At 68.8% G+C, this 15,096-nt stretch carries 16 protein-coding genes; 8 read left to right on the top strand and 8 right to left on the bottom strand.

The genetic code is table 11. The features are described 5' to 3' along the window. Positions 1 to 560, top strand: a 560-nt coding sequence (locus F623_RS0112355) for an NAD-dependent epimerase/dehydratase family protein (protein ID WP_019572185.1), incomplete at its 5' end; no start/stop codon positions are given. Between the two features lie 4 nt (positions 561 to 564). Here F623_RS0112355 and F623_RS0112350 read toward each other — a convergent pair. The 3 genes from F623_RS0112350 to lexA form a co-directional block, all read right to left on the bottom strand. After that, positions 565 to 2,031: a DNA polymerase Y family protein gene (locus tag F623_RS0112350; RefSeq protein WP_018862814.1), complete on the bottom strand. Its 1,467-nt coding sequence runs from the start codon at positions 2,029 to 2,031 to the stop codon at positions 565 to 567. A 157-nt stretch (positions 2,032 to 2,188) separates the two neighbouring features. Then, complete coding sequence (imuA, locus tag F623_RS0112345) at positions 2,189 to 2,812, bottom strand: translesion DNA synthesis-associated protein ImuA (protein ID WP_018862813.1); 624 nt, start codon at positions 2,810 to 2,812, stop codon at positions 2,189 to 2,191. Between the two features lie 4 nt (positions 2,813 to 2,816). Continuing rightward, on the bottom strand, positions 2,817 to 3,434 hold the full coding sequence (lexA, locus tag F623_RS0112340) for a transcriptional repressor LexA (protein ID WP_018862812.1): 618 nt from the start codon (positions 3,432 to 3,434) through the stop codon (positions 2,817 to 2,819). Between the two features lie 188 nt (positions 3,435 to 3,622). Between lexA and F623_RS0112335 the strand changes: the two genes are divergently transcribed. Continuing rightward, the gene (locus F623_RS0112335; RefSeq protein ID WP_018862811.1) at positions 3,623 to 5,416 is read left to right on the top strand and encodes a potassium/proton antiporter; all 1,794 of its coding nucleotides are present in this window, start codon (positions 3,623 to 3,625) and stop codon (positions 5,414 to 5,416) included. A 35-nt stretch (positions 5,417 to 5,451) separates the two neighbouring features. On the opposite strand, the gene F623_RS0112330 is transcribed toward F623_RS0112335, so the two are convergent. From F623_RS0112330 to F623_RS0112320, 3 genes are read right to left on the bottom strand one after another with little or no spacing between them, the layout of a single operon-like run. Continuing rightward, the gene (locus F623_RS0112330) at positions 5,452 to 5,802 is read right to left on the bottom strand and encodes a hypothetical protein (RefSeq protein ID WP_018862810.1); all 351 of its coding nucleotides are present in this window, start codon (positions 5,800 to 5,802) and stop codon (positions 5,452 to 5,454) included. A gap of 20 nt (positions 5,803 to 5,822) precedes the next feature. Continuing rightward, positions 5,823 to 6,149, bottom strand: coding sequence for a hypothetical protein (locus F623_RS0112325; protein WP_018862809.1), 327 nt, complete (start codon positions 6,147 to 6,149; stop codon positions 5,823 to 5,825). Between the two features lie 26 nt (positions 6,150 to 6,175). Then, on the bottom strand, positions 6,176 to 7,303 hold the full coding sequence (locus tag F623_RS0112320; RefSeq protein WP_018868755.1) for a transporter substrate-binding domain-containing protein: 1,128 nt from the start codon (positions 7,301 to 7,303) through the stop codon (positions 6,176 to 6,178). 63 nt (positions 7,304 to 7,366) lie between these two features. Between F623_RS0112320 and F623_RS0112315 the strand changes: the two genes are divergently transcribed. The 3 genes from F623_RS0112315 (at position 7,367) to lolA (ending at position 11,900) form a co-directional block, all read left to right on the top strand. After that, on the top strand, positions 7,367 to 8,605 hold the full coding sequence (locus F623_RS0112315) for a methyltransferase domain-containing protein (protein WP_018868754.1): 1,239 nt from the start codon (positions 7,367 to 7,369) through the stop codon (positions 8,603 to 8,605). 147 nt (positions 8,606 to 8,752) lie between these two features. Then, entirely contained in the window at positions 8,753 to 11,122 is a 2,370-nt protein-coding gene (locus F623_RS0112310; protein WP_018868753.1) for a DNA translocase FtsK, read from the top strand. Between the two features lie 118 nt (positions 11,123 to 11,240). Next, positions 11,241 to 11,900 carry an outer membrane lipoprotein chaperone LolA gene (gene lolA / locus F623_RS0112305; RefSeq protein ID WP_018868752.1) on the top strand — a complete coding sequence of 220 codons (660 nt, stop codon included), beginning with the start codon at positions 11,241 to 11,243 and terminating at the stop codon, positions 11,898 to 11,900. A gap of 79 nt (positions 11,901 to 11,979) precedes the next feature. Here the strand turns inward: lolA and F623_RS0112300 are convergent, their stop codons facing one another. After that, a complete protein-coding gene (locus tag F623_RS0112300) occupies positions 11,980 to 12,282 on the bottom strand; it encodes a cell division protein ZapA (protein ID WP_018868751.1) in 303 nt (100 codons plus the stop codon). After that, positions 12,279 to 12,503 (bottom strand): cell division protein ZapB, encoded by a 225-nt coding sequence (zapB, locus tag F623_RS0112295; protein ID WP_018868750.1) that lies wholly within the window; start codon positions 12,501 to 12,503, stop codon positions 12,279 to 12,281. Before zapB ends, F623_RS0112300 begins: the two co-directional genes overlap by 4 nt. Positions 12,504 to 12,748: 245 nt before the next feature. Here zapB and F623_RS0112290 point away from each other — a divergent pair, with 245 nt between their 5' ends. The 3 genes from F623_RS0112290 to pepP are packed head-to-tail and all read left to right on the top strand — an operon-like array spanning position 12,749 to position 14,999. Further along, positions 12,749 to 13,036: a hypothetical protein gene (locus tag F623_RS0112290; RefSeq protein WP_018868749.1), complete on the top strand. Its 288-nt coding sequence runs from the start codon at positions 12,749 to 12,751 to the stop codon at positions 13,034 to 13,036. After that, entirely contained in the window at positions 13,036 to 13,638 is a 603-nt protein-coding gene (locus tag F623_RS0112285; RefSeq protein WP_018868748.1) for a UPF0149 family protein, read from the top strand. The genes F623_RS0112290 and F623_RS0112285 overlap by 1 nt, the downstream gene beginning before the upstream one ends. Further along, positions 13,635 to 14,999: a Xaa-Pro aminopeptidase gene (gene pepP / locus F623_RS0112280; RefSeq protein WP_018868747.1), complete on the top strand. Its 1,365-nt coding sequence runs from the start codon at positions 13,635 to 13,637 to the stop codon at positions 14,997 to 14,999. Before F623_RS0112285 ends, pepP begins: the two co-directional genes overlap by 4 nt. The last annotated feature ends 97 nt before the right edge of the window (positions 15,000 to 15,096 follow it).

Genomic DNA, 15,096 nt, shown 5'->3' with positions numbered 1-15,096 from the left:
GCCTCTACGCCGCGAGCAAGAAGGCCAACGAATTGATGGCGCACACCTACAGCCATCTCTACAACCTGCCGGTCACGGGCCTGCGCTTCTTTACCGTCTATGGCCCCTGGGGTCGCCCGGACATGGCGCTGTTCCTGTTCACCCGGAAGATCCTGGCGGGCGAGCCGATCGACGTCTTCAACTACGGCCACCACCGGCGCGACTTCACCTACATCGACGACATCGTCGAGGGCGTGATCCGCACGCTGGATCGCCCGGCACAGCCCAATCCGGACTGGAGTGGCGAGACACCGGACTCGGCCACCAGTGCAGCGCCCTACCGGTTGTACAACATTGGCAACCACGAGCCGGTGGAGCTGATGCGCTACATCGAGGTGCTGGAAGACTGTCTGGGCAAGAAGGCGGAGAAGAATCTCCTGCCGTTGCAGCCGGGCGATGTGCCGGACACCTACGCCGATGTCGAGGCCCTGCGCGAGGACGTGGGCTATGCCCCCGCGACCGCGGTGGAAGACGGTATCGCCCGGTTCGTCGAGTGGTATCGCGAGTACTACCGCGTCTGACGGGTCACCCCCAGTAGCCTTGCCGGAACCACTGGCCGCTGCGCAGGCAGCGGTACAGCCACAGTCTGCGACCCTGCCGGTCGCGCGTGACCGCGTAATCGCGGCGCACATCCTGCCCGCGGTCCCACCAGCCATCCTCCAGTCGACCCAGCCCGTGCGCCTGCAGTGGGGGCGGGATCGGTTGCGGGTCCTGTAGCCACAGCGCTGTGCCGCAAATCATTTGCGCGGGTGTCGGCGGCGGAGGCGAGGCCGCCGCGTCGAGATCGTGTCGCGTGCCCTGAGCAGCTTCGGGGCGCGGGATGCCGCTTGCGGTGAGCCGGACGATCGCCTGCTCGCCCAGACGCGCGCTCAGACGGGCCAGCACGGCCGGCAACTGCGAGTCCGGCGGCGGATGGCCCGGGGTCTCGGCCAGCAGGCTGGCGCCCTGCGTGGGCGGATCGAGCAGCCGCGTGGCCCGCAGGCGCAGGCCGATGACCGGGGCGGGAAGGGCCTCGCGTTCCAGTCGGGTCTGCCACAGGGGCAGCCAGTCCTCGGCGCGGATACCGGGGTGGCCGCGCTCCAGCGTTATTCGGGTAGGGGCGATTCGGGTAGAGGTAATCCGGGTATGTTCCTCGCGGTGTTTCAGCTCCAGCGTCATCCCCTGCAGGCTGCGGTTCAGGCCGCGCAGCTGGGCCTCGGCCCGGCGCAGCAGGCGCTTGAGCGGGAAGGCCAGGGCCCCGGTCGCGTGAATCTCGTGTTCCAGGCGTAGTGTCAGGTACAGCTCCGGGGGCGGGTCGAAGCGCGGCAGGGTCTCCGTGCGCCGCCCCAGCAGCCGATCCAGCAGTGCCAGCAACTTCGGGCCGTGGCGCCGCGCGAGTTCGGGGCGCGCCAGGCGCAGCAGGTCACCGAGCCGACGCAGGCCGATGGCCTGCAGGCCCTCCCGGGTCGCGGCGGACAGTGGCAGGGCCTCCAGCGGCACCGGTGACAGGGTGCGGCGCAGGGCCTCGCTATCTTCGGGGATCGCGGGATTACGCAGGGTGGCCAGCAGGCGCGCGGCGGCCGGGCTGCGCGCCACGCCAATGCGCGGGTGGAAGCCCAGCCCCTTCAGGGCGTCCCGCACCCGTTCCCGCAGGGCGGCGAGCCCGCCGAACAGGCGCCGGCTGCGGCCGACCTCCAGCAGGATGCGCCGGGCGTCCGGCTCCGGGTGCACGTGATCGGAGAACTGCAGCAGCACGCCGGCCAGCATGGCGATCTGCGCGGTCTGGGCCTGCGGGTCGTGCTCGACGAGTTCCGGGGTGTCGAGGACGGCGAGGGCATCGGCCAGCGCCATGCCCGGTCCGGCCCCGGCGCGGCGCGCGGCGCGATTGGCGGCATGCACGCGCGGCGCAGCGCCGGCCTCGACCACCAGCAGGGGGCGCTCGGTCAGCCGTGAACGGTCCGCCTCGGCACGCGCCAGGGTCTCCAGCGCCAGGTGCGGCAGCTCGACTGCCATCCACTGTTCGTTTGCCGAGCGTGGTTTGACCCGTGGGGCAGGACCGGGCTCCGCTGGGTGCTCCGAGGGCGGAATCAGGGTTGGCTGGCGCCATGCGCGGGCCGGGCGCGAGGCACGCGGGTGCGGGACGGCTTGTGGTCGCTCCGGATGGCCCATCTCAGGGCATCGGGATGTGCAGGGGCTGGCCGGAACGGGCCCAGTCGCCGACGCCCTTCAGGCAGTGCAGCTCGAGGCCGTCGGTGTCGGGCTTCCAGCGCAGGCGCTGGTGGGCCGGGGAGGGCTGCTCCGTGGCACGTGGCGGGCGGTACAGGATGGTGCAGGCCTGGCTTTCGGCTGCGGCCAGGCGCAGTCGGCGCAAAAGTGCCGTTTCCACCGGGCCGCCCAGCCAGGCCAGCAGGACGCCGAAGGCCGGGTCACGCAGGCACTGCTCGCTGGCCCAGAGGGTGTCGCGGTCGTGTTCGGTGCGGATCATCAGCACCCGTTCCGGCGGGATGCCGAGCGGCTGCCAGCCGGGCAGCCAGGGCGTGGCGGGCGGCGCCAGCAGCGCGATCCAGTAGCCTTCGCGGCCGCAGGCGGCGAGCATGGGGACCAGCAGGCGGGTCTCGCCGCAGCCAAAGGGGGTGCCCAGGAGTTCGATCAGCTGGCCGCGCGGCCAGCCGCCCCCCAGGGCCCGGTCCAGCGCCGGGTGGCCGCTCGGCCAGACCGGGGCATTCGCGGCAGGGGCGGCGCTGCGCCCGCGCCACAGCGCCGGATGATCGAGCAGGGCATCAATGGAAGGCACGGGCTTAGCCCTGCGCTTCAAGATCGCGCAGTACGCCGACCCCGATGCCTTCGATCGCCAGCTCCTGACGCTCCAGGTTGATCTCGATCGGGGCGAAGTCGGGGTTCTCCGGCAGCAGGCGCACGCGGGCACCGTCCTGCTCGAAACGCTTGACCGTCACCTCGTCCTCGATGCGGGCCACGACGATCTGGCCGGCGCGGGCCTCCGGGGTCTGGCGGACGGCCAGCAGGTCGCCATCGAGGATGCCGGCGTCGCGCATGCTCTCGCCGTGCACGCGCAGCAGGTAGTCCGGGCGGGTCCGGAACAGGCTTTCGTCGATTCGGTAGTGGCGTTCGATGTGCTCGGTGGCGAGGATGGGCGAGCCGGCCGCCACGCGCCCGACCAGAGGCAGCTCGGCGGGTCGGGCCGCATGCGCACCGGCCAGGCGGATGCCGCGCGCGGCCCCGCCCACCAGTTCGATCGCGCCCTTTTTCTCCAGGGCCTTCAGGTGGCATTCGGCCGCGTAGGGCGAGCGGAAACCAAAGGCACGGGCGATCTCGCTGCGCGTCGGGGCCGTGCCCTGGGTGGCGACGGTCTCGATGATGTAGTCGAGGATGGCCTGCTGGCGCGCGGTCAGGGACACGGCGAATACTCCACGGGTAACTGTTCATAAATACAGTATTCCGTGGCCGGGGCCGAGGCAAGTGCAAGGACTTGTCGAGCGCATTGAGAGCGGCTGATTCTTGTCCGGGGGCGTCCCCTGGAGGCCGGTTCTGGGGTGATCATGCGATGATGGGCCGCACGTGGGTCCGAAGGACATAAAGGGCTTCGATGGACTGGATTTTCCAGCTGATCCTGATTGGTGCCGGGCTGATCGTGGTCTCGGTGCTGACGTCGGCGTTGTCGTTCCGGCTGGGTGCACCGCTGTTGCTTGTGTTCCTGGGGATCGGCCTGCTCGCCGGCGAAGACGGCCTCGGGCTCGAGTTCGATGACCCCAATACCGCGTTCCTGATCGGCAGCCTTGCGCTGGCCGTGATCCTGTTCGACTCCGGCTTTGGCACTCGGCTGCGAACCCTGCGCCGGGCGGCGGGCCCGGCCATCGTGCTGGCCACGGTCGGGGTCGCCCTGACCACGCTGTTGCTGGGCGCGGCCGCCCACTGGTTGCTGGATCTGCCCTGGGGCTATGCGCTGTTGCTGGGGGCGTTGATCAGTTCCACGGATGCCGCGGCGGTGTTCTTCCTGCTGCGGGTGGGCGGGGTGAAGATCAACCGCCGCGTGCGCTCCATCCTGGAGGTGGAGTCGGGCTCCAACGACCCGATGGCGATCTTCCTGACCGTGGTCTTCATCGAGTGGATCCTGTCCGGCACCACGGTTGGTGGCCTGGCCACACTGTTTGCTACGGAATTCCTGTGGCAGATGGGGCTGGGCCTCCTGCTGGGCGTGGTGGGTGGCTATCTGCTGGTGGAACTGGTCAACCGCCTGCCGCTGGAGGAGGGGCTTTATCCCATCGCGGTAATGGCCGGTGCGGTCAGCCTGTTCGCGCTGGCCGGCTGGCTGGGCGGCAGCGGGTTCCTGGCCGCCTATGTGGCGGGCATCGTGGCGGGCAATCGCAAGATGCGGGGCGCGGCGAAGCTGCACCGACAGCAGCAGGGACTGACCTGGCTGGCGCAGATCAGCATGTTCCTGATCCTGGGGCTGCTGGCCACACCCTCGGAGTTTCCGTCGCTGGCGTTGCCGGCCCTGGCGCTGGGCCTGGTGCTGATCCTGGTTGCCCGGCCGCTGGCGGTCTGGCTGTGCCTGCTGCCCTTTCGCCAGGACTGGCGCAGCACCGCGTTCGTCTCCTGGGTGGGCCTGCGCGGGGCGGTGTCGATCCTGCTGGCGATCCTGCCGATGGTGGCCGGGGTCGAGGGCGGCGAGGTGTTCTTCAACATCGTGTTCATGATGGTGCTGGTCTCGCTGCTGGTGCAGGGCTGGACGATTCGCCCGGTGGCCGAGCGGCTCGGGCTGGTGGTGCCGCCGGAGATGGGCCCCGTCGAGCGTGTGCAACTGGAACTGCCCGGCAGCCCGCGGCATGAACTGGCGGTGTACCGCGTGATCGAGGACAGCCCGGTGCTGCGCGGCGCCCGCCTGCCACGCTGGGCGCGCCCGTCGCTGGTGGTGCGCGAGGGGCGTTCGGTGCGCTATCAGCAGGCCGGGCATCTGACGCCGGGGGACTATGTCTACATCTTCGTGGTGCCGGAGTACGTGCCGTTGCTGGACCGCCTGTTCGCCAGCCCGCGCATCCCCGACCACGAAGACTCGGAGTTCTTCGGCGAACTGCCGCTACACCCGGAGAAACCGCTGGCCGATCTGTGCGAGATGTACGGGGTGTCCTGCGATGGCGTGGACGCGAAGCGGACCATCGCCGAATACCTGGCGCAGGAACTCCCGGGGGAGCCGATCGTGGGCGACCGGGTGAGCTTCGGTTCTGCGGACCTGATCGTGCGCGAGGTCGACGAGGCCGGGCAGGTCAAACAGGCGGGTCTGGCCTTTCTGCGCCACGGGGCCGGGGGCGACGGGCTCACCCTGCCGTGGTACGGCTGGTGGCGGGCGTTGCGCGGTCGGCGTGACCCGAAGAAGAGGTAGCTCTACTCGGAATCCTGTGTACCGAGCAGTGGCCTCTACGGTGAACCCTGCTCCAGTGTCTTGCGCAGGTGTTCGATCTGCTCCGGCTTGATGCCGGCGATGTCCTTGATCGGCAGGGTGAACGCGAAGCCGTTCCCCACCTCGCTAAGCGCGAGTTCTTCATCCAGGCGCTTCAGCAGCCGTTCGGCGAGGCTGGCCTCCAGGACCATCAGCAGCACGTTGCGGGCCGCGGAGTCCTTCAGGTCCATGATCGGTGCGCGGCGCAGCTGGGCAATGCCCTGGCCCTCCAACAGCGTCAGGCCGGCCGCGCCCTCGCGGCGGACGGTCTCGATGGCACGGTCGGCCCGGTTGCGCGGGACCACGGCGGCGAGCAGTACGAATCGCATGGCGTTCCTCGCGCAGGAGATTAGGATTGGGCAGGGGCACCGACGAACTGCATGCCCGTCAGGGCCTGGGCATCCAGCGTGAAGGCCAGACCGTTGTACGGCTGCAGGAGGTCCAGTTCCAGGTTCAGGCGGCGGGCGATGCGCTCGGCGCGTTTCTCGTCCAGCTCCCAGATGCAGACCGACTCCCGGCCCTGGTAGGTCACGCCGAGAAAGGTCATATGATCCGGAAAGCCGAGCCCCGCGCCGTGCATCACCGTGCCGTCCGCGCCGCCTTCCTCGGCGGCGATCGCCAGCGCCAGGTCCTCGCGGTCCTGGTCAACGATGGCTACCAGAAATGTTTCGGCCATGATGTATTAACTCCCTGCCAGACCGGTCAGTTGCCCAGATAGCGGCGCAGCACGCGCTGCCAGTCGTCGGATTCCAGAATCTCGAGGATAGCGACGTTCATCGGGGCGCGCAGGGGCGAGCCCTGGGGTAGGGCGAGGGCGTAGTCCTGGCGCAGGAACTCCACCGGCAGGACCTCCAGTTCGCCGGCGAAGTGTTCGCGTGTCTGGTAGCGCAGCAGTGGGGCGTCGTAGACCATCGCGTCGGCGCGTCCCTCGGCCACCGCCGTGAGGGCGGACGTCAGGTCCTGGTGGTCCCGGTAGGCAAAGCCCTGTTCATTCAGCCAGGCGGCGGCGCTGGAGCCGCCGATGGTGGCGATGCGCTGGCCCTCCAGGTCGGAGACATTCTGGATCCCCGTATCCAGCGAGCTGACTGTCAGCGTGGTCGCGATCGCGGCGGTAAAGGTGGAGACGAGGATCAGCGCGGCGAACATCCAGACCAGCGCGATCATCCGCCCCGGCAGGGTGCGCGGGGCCTTGTCGCCATAGCCGACCGTGGTCATGGTGACCGCAGCCCACCAGAACGCGGAGCCGAGCCCCTGGGCGGCGTTGCCGCCGAACTCGTCGGCGTTGCGCCGGCGCTCGAACAGCCACAGCAGCGCGCCCACCAGCAGGAGCAGTCCGACCAGGGCCAGCACCACCATCAGGAAGGGGACGGAGATGAAGGCCCGCACCGCCCCGGCCACCGGGTTGCCCTGCTGGGGCACGGCAATGGACAGCCCGGTGGTGTAGTAGGGATGGGTGAAGTCGACCCGCTCGGCGCGGTCCGCGGTGGCGGTCAGGGCGGCGACCGAGACATCGATACGTCCGTCCCCCAGCCCGTCGATCAGCCCCTTGAGGCTGGTCTCGCGGTACTCGTAGTTCAGTTCCAGGCGTTCCGCGACCCGCTCCCACAGTTCGATCGCGATGCCGGTGGGGTGGCCCTCGGCATTGTCCGGCGGGATCACGAACGGCGGTACGAAGCGGGTGCCGACTCGCAGCGTTTCAGTCCCATTGAGATCGGAGTCGGCCGCGGCCCCGGGGACTTGGGCCGCGGCAGGGGCAGCCAGCAGCCCTGCGAGCACAGTCAGAACGATCAGGTACAACAGGGCGCCAACGGGCCGACCGCTACGGGGCATGGGCATATCCTCAAGGTGATTCGCCGTACCATACCCGGAATGCCCACAGGGAAACACCAACCGATGTACGACCCCTTTGCCTGCCCGGAACGCGCGCCAGCGGCCATGGGTACGCCGCGCCCGGCGCTGGATGTCGGCTTTACCCTGGACTGGAGCAGTGCCGAGGCGCGGCACCGCGAGTGTCTCTTCCTGCCGTGGCTAATGCCGGCGCACGACGTCTGGCCGGGCGCCATCGGGTCGCAGCTGGCCGGCGCGGATGTCGGCGAGGCAGTAGACGTTCCGGGGGCACCTTTGGCCCCAGGGCGGGACCCGGCAGGGGAAGTCGAGCTGCCGTCGACAGCGTTCAACAGACGTCTGCGGCGGCATCGGGTGGTGGAACCCCGTGCCGGGCGTTTCTATCCGCGCGCGTTCATCGCCGGCCACGCCGGCGTCGAGGCCGGTGACCGCGAACTGTTCCGCATCGGTGCGCTGGAGGACGCGCGGCTCGTCGCGGACCTGAACCATCCGCTGGCGGGCGTGGACCTGCAACTGCGCGCCCGAGTAATTGCGTTTCACGAGCAGGGGCGCGACGACGATCGGGCGGTGGACGTGGCACGGCTTCTGACGGCGCGTGGGCCGGGGATGCAGGCGCGCTGGCACGGGCGGCCGACGGACTTCTGGTCGGGAGATGCCTGCGAGCGCGAGGATTCCGCGCCCGATCGCGACTTCTACGCCGGGCCGCGCATGGTGCATCACCTGGATGCCACGGCCCGTGCCCGGATCGCGGCGCTGTACGCCACGCTGATCCCGCAGGGCGCGCGGGTGCTGGACCTGATGAGCAGCTGGGCATCGCACCTCGATCAAGTTCGAGAGCCCGACTTGGTCACTGGACTGGGTATGAACCACGACGAGTTGGCCGCTAACGAAGCCCTGGATCAGGGCCTGGTGCACGACCTGAACCGACAGCCGGCGATTCCGCTGCCGTCCGCGAGCTTCGATGCGGTGGTGTGCACCGCCTCGGTGGAATACCTGACGCGCCCACAGGCGGTATTCGCCTCGGTGCGCGAGCTTCTGCGCCCGGGTGGGGTGTTCGTGGTGACCTTCTCCGATCGCTGCTTTCCGACCAAGGCGATCGCGGTCTGGGAGCCGTTGTACGACTTCGAGCGTATGGGGCTGGTACTCGATTTGTTTCTGCGTGCAGGATTCGACGATCTTTCCACGCTCTCACTGCGCGGCCTGCCGCGCCCGCCGGATGACCCGTATGCCGGGCGGCTGGAGCATGCCGATCCGGTGTTCGCGGTCTGGGGGTGGCGGCGGGACTGAGGGAGCTTCGCGGGCAAGCCCGCTCCCACAATGGCAGGGCTCACTGTGTGGGGGCAAACAGGCAACTGGACCGGACTCGGTTCTCAGGCTTGGCTGGCCTGGCACCACGAACGCTGTTTTAACCGGTAAACTGCGCGATGATTCGCAATGCCCGCGTCGCGGGCCGAACACGATGGGGAGCGCATGGCCGCAAGCAAGGCCAAATCCGGGGGCAAGGGCAGGAAGACGGCGGAGCCGGCCGCGGCACCGAGCCTGAGCGGGCAGTTGCTGCGCGGGCTGCGCGAGGGTGCTCTGCTGATCTTCGGCATGCTGGCGCTTTATCTGCTGGTCGCCCTGGTGAGCTATCACCCGGGCGATGCCGCTTGGTCCACTACCGGCGACGGCGAGAGCCTGCGCAACCTGGGTGGCACCACCGGCGCCTGGTTTGCGGACATCGCGTTTCACCTGCTGGGCTATCTGGCCTACCTCATTCCGCTGGCGGTCGGCGGCATCGGCTGGTGGCTGTTCCGGCATCGCCGCGAGGCGCGGATCGCCAGCCCGATGGAGCTGACCGTGCGCGGGGTCGCGCTGATCGTGGCGTTGATCTCGGGTGCGGCGCTGGCCGCGCTGCACCTGCTCCCGGGCGGGATGCCGGTGCACGCGGGTGGCATCCTCGGGGACCTGTTCGGCGGCTGGGCCGTGGCCGGGCTGAGCCTGGTCGGGGCGACGCTGGTGCTGCTGGCGCTGTTTCTGGCCGGGGTGACGCTGTTCACCGGGCTGTCGTGGTTCCTGTTGATGGATCGACTGGGGCAGTTGACCATTCGTGGCTTCGAGCGGCTGCGCGCCCAGCTGGATTCGGCCCGGGATCGCCGCATCGGCGCGCGCGAACGCGCCGAACGCGAGACGCGGGTGGAGAAGGAGCGCAAGCGCACCGAGAAGCGTGCCCCCTCGCGTGTGGAGCCGCGCATCGAGGCGCCTGCGCCCAGTCCGCGCGTACAGAAGGAAAAGCAGGTCCCGCTGTTCACCGAAGGGTCCGGGGCCGATCCGCGTCCGCCGCTGTCCCTCTTGGACGAGCCGCCGCCCCCGCCGGATGGTTTTTCGGAGGAGTCGCTGCAGGCGCTGTCGCGCCTGGTCGAGCTGAAGCTGAAGGACTTCGGCGTGGAGGTCGAGGTGGTCGCGGTGCAGCCGGGCCCGGTGATCACGCGCTTCGAGCTGCAGCCGGCCGCCGGGGTCAAGGCCTCTCGCATCTCCGGGCTGTCCACCGATCTGGCGCGTTCGCTGTCGGTGATCGCAGTGCGCATCGTCGAGGTGATCCCGGGCAAGTCCACGGTGGGCCTGGAGATCCCCAACGAGAACCGCGAAATCGTGGCGCTCTCGGAGATCCTGCGCTCCGAGCTGTTCGACGCGAACAAGTCGCCGCTGACGATGGCGCTCGGCAAGGACATCGGCGGCGGCCCGGTGATGGCGGATCTGGCGAAGATGCCGCACCTGCTGGTGGCCGGGACGACCGGCTCCGGGAAGTCGGTCGGCGTGAACGCGATGCTGCTGTCGCTGCTGTACAAGTCCACACCGGACGACGTGCGCCTGATCCTGATCGACCCGAAGATGCTGGAGCTGTCGGTGTACGAGGGCATCCCGCACCTGCTGTGCCCGGTGGTCACCGACATGAAAGATGCCTCCAACGCCCTGCGCTGGGCGGTGGCGGAGATGGAGCGGCGCTACAAGCTGATGTCGGCGATGGGTGTGCGCAACATCGGCGGCTTCAACAAGAAGGTGCGCGATGCCGAGGCCGCCGGCGAGCCGCTGAAGGACCCGCTGTTCAAGCCGGAGGAGGCGCTGACCGAGACCGAGGCGCCGGATCTGCAGCCGTTGCCGTTCATCGTGATCGTGGTCGACGAGTTTGCCGACATGATGATGGTGGTGGGCAAGAAGGTGGAGGAGCTGATCGCACGCCTGGCGCAGAAGGCGCGCGCCGCCGGCATCCACCTGATCCTGGCCACCCAGCGCCCGTCGGTGGACGTGATCACCGGCCTGATCAAGGCGAACATCCCCAGCCGCATCGCGTTCCAGGTCTCCTCGCGCGTGGACTCGCGCACCATCCTCGACCAGATGGGGGCCGAACACCTGCTGGGTCACGGCGACATGCTCTACCTGCCGCCGGGCAAGGCGATGCCGGAGCGCGTGCATGGTGCCTTCGTCGGCGACAACGAGGTCCACCAGGTGGTGGAGTACCTGAAATCCACCGGCGAGCCGGACTACAACGAGGCGATCCTCGACGAGCCGGAGGCCGGGGCCGCCGCGATCCCGGGCCTGGAGGCACCGGGCGAGGGCGAGGCGGAGGCCGATCCGCTCTACGACCAGGCCGTGCAGATCGTGATCGAGTCGCGCAAGGCCTCGATCTCGTTCATCCAGCGTCGCCTGAAGATCGGCTACAACCGTGCCGCGCGCATGGTCGAGGACATGGAGGCCGCCGGACTGGTCAGCCCGGTGCAGTCCAATGGCAATCGCGAGGTCCTAGTCCCGGGGCCGAACGACTGACGTTCGGACCGGTCCATGTACCGGATCCTGTGATCCTGCTCGCCCTTTCTGTTGTGGCATTCACGCCCGGTTAAGCGACCGGGCGCAGGATCATCGTAAACATGCAACTGGAGCCCGCATGACTGTACGACTTGTTTCCCGTCTGCTGCTCGCCCTGGCCGCGACGACGATGTTCCTGTTCGCCGGGCCGCTGGCGGCCGAGCGCGGCCCGGCGCCGGATGCGCGCGCGGCGCTGGATCGCTTTGTCGACGGACTGGAGACGTTCACCGCCGAGTTCACGCAGACGGTGCGCGACGAGACGGGGTACGTGCTGCAGGAGTCCGATGGCTCGATGCAGCTGGGAATGCCCAACCGCCTGCGCTGGGAGGTGACCGAGCCCTTCCCGCAGACGATTGTTTCCGACGGCGAGGACCTCTGGACCTATGACCCGGACCTGGCGCAGGCGACCGTGCGCCCGCTGGGAGACGCCTTCGATGCGACACCGATCGCGGCGATCACCCAGCCGGAGCGGCTGGACGAGCACTTCCGCATGGATGTGCTGCCGGTGGACGATGCCTCGGCCCTGCGCCTGCTACTGATCCCGCGCAACGAGCAGGCGGACTTTACGCATCTCGAGCTGGACCTGACACCGGATGGCGATCTGACCCGCATGGCCTTCCGCGACATCTTTGGTCAGGAGACCGAGATTCACTTCGAGCGAAGCGAGCGCAATGCGCCGGTCGACGAGTCCGTGTTTACCTTTGATCCGCCGTCCGGGGTGGATATCTACCGGCCGTAACGCACCATTCGCCGCGCTGTGCAAACCCCTGATGGGATTCGCTTGGCTCACCCCATCCTACGGCGCGGGGGTGGGGGGTTCAGGAGCGGGGTGTGCCCAGCGACTGCTCGATGCGGTCGGCGATGGCGGTGATGCGGGCCGGGCCGGTCTGCTGGGCGCGCTTGAGCTGCTCCTGGCATTCGAGCATCTCGTGGGCAAGGTTCAGCGCTACCATCACGGCAATGCGCTCGGCGCCGACCACGCGGCCGGTGTCGCGCAGCTCGCGCATGCGTTCGTCGATCAGGGAGGCGGAGGCGAACAGGTCAGCGCGTTCCTCGGGCGGGCAGGCGATCTGGTATTCCTTGCCCAGGATCGACACGCGTACGGGTTCGGACTGGCTCATTCGCTGTGCTCCATCGACCGCAGGCGGGCGATCATCGTCTCGACCCGGTGGCGGGCCTGTTCGTTGCGTTCCTTGAAAGCCGCGCGCTCGCCTTTCAGCTGGCGCACCTGCTCGTGCAGCAGATGGTTTTCCTCGCGCAGGGCGGCATGTTCATCGAGCAGCCGCGTAATCGCGGTCTCAAGGCGCTCGACGGGATCGTGGCTGGAATCCTCGGACGACATGGCGACAGGCCCCGGTTCGGTAAAGGCGACCGCGCACGGCGCGCGGTGCAGTCCATGGAGTCTAGGAGGCACCCCTGCAAATCGTCAACTTGTGTAACCTTTTTGCGGGAGCTCCTTCACTTTTGCCATCCGCGACTGCCGGCGGCGACAGGACCAAACGCGCGCGGACACGGCGCTTTGTTGCGGCTTCCATGGCGGGCTGGTCACAATAGGCGGCATATCGTTTCTCAGGAACCGCCACGCCCATGACCCAGCCCCCCGAACCCGACCCGCAGGCCACCGTGATCGAGGGCACCGCCCACAACGGCAAGCCCTGCCGCATCGTGGACAACACGGGGTCGATCCCGCGCGCGGAGCTGGAACAGCTGCTGGCGGACCTGATTGAGGAGAAGCGCTTTGGTCTGAATGCGCTGTCGGCCACCGGGTCCAACGCGATCAAGCTGGGTGAGCCGCAGTTCACCCACCTGCAGGTGGGTGACGACCTCTACCGCTTCCTGCTGTTTCCGTATGAAGCCCGTCTGGAGTCCTTCTGATGGCCGCCCCCACTGGCGAATCGCCCAAGGCACGCGACGGCCTCGAGTCCGATCCGACTGCCCTGGCGGAGCAGCTTGCCCATGGCCTGCGCCGTATGGGCTTCGCGCAAACGCCGGCCTCGGCCCACGGGCTGTTCACTGGCTGTGTGGTGGCCGATCCCGGCGCGGATGTCGATGCGCTGGAACAAAGCCTGGGCGAGGCCCTGCCACTGACCGATGCCGCGCCGGACGACTTCCGCGCGATGGTGGAGGCGATCCGCCGGGCACTGCTGGCGCAGCTGTACGACGTCGAGCTCGGCTTCGGGCCGCTGCTGCCGGAGGACGAGCCGATCGAGGCGCGCGCCCAGGCGCTGTCGGAGTGGGTCGACGGCTTTATCTCCGGCTTCGGGCAGATGCCCCGGCTGCAGCAGATGAAGCCCTCGGCCGAGGCCAGCGAGATCCTGCGCGACTTCGCCGAGATCGCGCGCATCGAGCTGGAGCCGGAGGACGACGAAGACAACGCCGCCGCCTTCGAGGAACTCAACGAATACGTGCGCGTCGGTGTATTGCTGATCGCCGACGAGCTCGCCCCGGACGACCCGAAACGGATCCCGATGCAATGAATGCCCCCACGCGCCCCCCGCTGCCCGGCAAGACCCCGACCATCACCCTGGCCGAGTTCGCCCGGCGGCGCCAGCGCCTGATGCGCGGCGTGGGGGGCGACTCGATCATCGTGGTGCCCGCGGCGCACGAGCAGGTGCGCAATCGCGATGTCGACTACCCGTTTCGCCAGAACAGCGATTTTCTCTATCTAACGGGCTTTCCCGAGCCGGATGCGGTTGCTGTGTTGGTCCCCGGTCGTGAGGCCGGGGAGTACATCCTGTTCTGCCGCGACCGCGACCCCACGCAGGAGACCTGGCAGGGGCGGCGCGCCGGACCGGACGGGGCGATGGAGCAATACGGCGCCGAATGTGCGTTCCCGATCGAGGACATCGACGAGATCCTGCCTGGCCTGATGGAGAACCGGCGCGTGCTGTGTGCCCCGTTCGGGCGCGACGAGGCGCTGGACCAGCGGCTGTTCGGCTGGGTCAATCGGGTCCGCGCGAAGGCGCGCAACGGCGTGCGGGCCCCGCATGAATACGTCGCGATCGAGCACTACGTGCACGAGCAGCGCCTGTTCAAGAAGGCACCGGAACTGCGCATGATGCGCCACGCGGCGGCGATCTCCTGCCAGGCCCATATCCGCGCGATGCAGGCGGCCCGCCCGGGCGTGACCGAATTCATGGTCGAGGCCGAACTGCTGCACGAGTTCTACCGCCATGGCACCGAACCGGCGTATCCCTCCATCGTCGGCGGTGGCGAGAACGGCTGCATCCTGCACTACATCGAGAACCGCGATGTCCTGAACGACGGCGACCTGCTGCTGATCGACGCCGGCTGCGAGGTGCATGGCTACGCCTCCGACATCACCCGCACCTTCCCGGTCTCCGGGCGCTTCAGCGACACCCAGCGCGAGGTCTACGAGTGCGTGATGGCTGCCCAGCGCGCGGCCATCGAGCAGACCCGCCCCGGCAACCACTGGAACGACCCGCACGACGCCGCCGTGCGCGAGCTGACCCGCGGGCTCAAGGACCTGGGCGTGCTCAAGGGCCGGCTCGACAAGCTGCTCAAGGACCACGCCTACCGGCCTTTCTATATGCACCGCACCGGCCACTGGCTGGGGCTGGACGTGCACGACGTCGGCGACTACCGCGTCGGCGACGCCTGGCGCCTGCTGGAGCCGGGCATGGTGACCACCGTGGAGCCGGGCCTCTACTTCGGCCCGTACTCCGAGGCCCCGAAGGCCCTGCGCGGCATCGGAGTCCGCATCGAGGACGACGTCGCCGTCACCCGCGACGGACACGAAGTCCTCACCGCCGCCTGCCCCAAGACCCCCGACGACATCGAAGCCTGCATGGCCGGCGACCTCCCGGGCTGGACCTGATCATGCGCTCCCGCCCAAACCCGGCCAACCCCAAAACCGTAGGGTGCGTTGAGCCCCGCGAAACGCACCGGCCGCTGGGGTGTGGCCACGCCTTTGA

Source organism: Thioalkalivibrio sp. ALD1, assembly GCF_000381245.1.
Lineage (GTDB): Bacteria > Pseudomonadota > Gammaproteobacteria > Ectothiorhodospirales > Ectothiorhodospiraceae > Thioalkalivibrio.
Note: the sequence above shows the minus strand (reverse complement) of the source record. Positions and strands in the feature narration are given on the sequence as shown.

What these genes read in the sequence shown, in the direction of transcription:
- F623_RS0112285 (WP_018868748.1), top strand. Translation starts at nt 13,036, where the DNA reads ATGGCCGCCCCCACTGGCGAATCGCCCAAGGCACGCGACGGCCTCGAG.
- F623_RS0112310 (WP_018868753.1), top strand. Translation starts at nt 8,753, where the DNA reads ATGCCCGCGTCGCGGGCCGAACACGATGGGGAGCGCATGGCCGCAAGC.
- F623_RS0112335 (WP_018862811.1), top strand. Translation starts at nt 3,623, where the DNA reads ATGGACTGGATTTTCCAGCTGATCCTGATTGGTGCCGGGCTGATCGTG.
- F623_RS0112290 (WP_018868749.1), top strand. Translation starts at nt 12,749, where the DNA reads ATGACCCAGCCCCCCGAACCCGACCCGCAGGCCACCGTGATCGAGGGC.
- pepP (WP_018868747.1), top strand. Translation starts at nt 13,635, where the DNA reads ATGAATGCCCCCACGCGCCCCCCGCTGCCCGGCAAGACCCCGACCATC.
- F623_RS0112300 (WP_018868751.1), bottom strand. Translation starts at nt 12,282, where the DNA reads ATGAGCCAGTCCGAACCCGTACGCGTGTCGATCCTGGGCAAGGAATAC.
- F623_RS0112350 (WP_018862814.1), bottom strand. Translation starts at nt 2,031, where the DNA reads ATGGCAGTCGAGCTGCCGCACCTGGCGCTGGAGACCCTGGCGCGTGCC.
- F623_RS0112320 (WP_018868755.1), bottom strand. Translation starts at nt 7,303, where the DNA reads ATGCCCCGTAGCGGTCGGCCCGTTGGCGCCCTGTTGTACCTGATCGTT.
- lolA (WP_018868752.1), top strand. Translation starts at nt 11,241, where the DNA reads ATGACTGTACGACTTGTTTCCCGTCTGCTGCTCGCCCTGGCCGCGACG.
- F623_RS0112330 (WP_018862810.1), bottom strand. Translation starts at nt 5,802, where the DNA reads ATGCGATTCGTACTGCTCGCCGCCGTGGTCCCGCGCAACCGGGCCGAC.
- zapB (WP_018868750.1), bottom strand. Translation starts at nt 12,503, where the DNA reads ATGTCGTCCGAGGATTCCAGCCACGATCCCGTCGAGCGCCTTGAGACC.
- F623_RS0112325 (WP_018862809.1), bottom strand. Translation starts at nt 6,149, where the DNA reads ATGGCCGAAACATTTCTGGTAGCCATCGTTGACCAGGACCGCGAGGAC.
- F623_RS0112315 (WP_018868754.1), top strand. Translation starts at nt 7,367, where the DNA reads ATGTACGACCCCTTTGCCTGCCCGGAACGCGCGCCAGCGGCCATGGGT.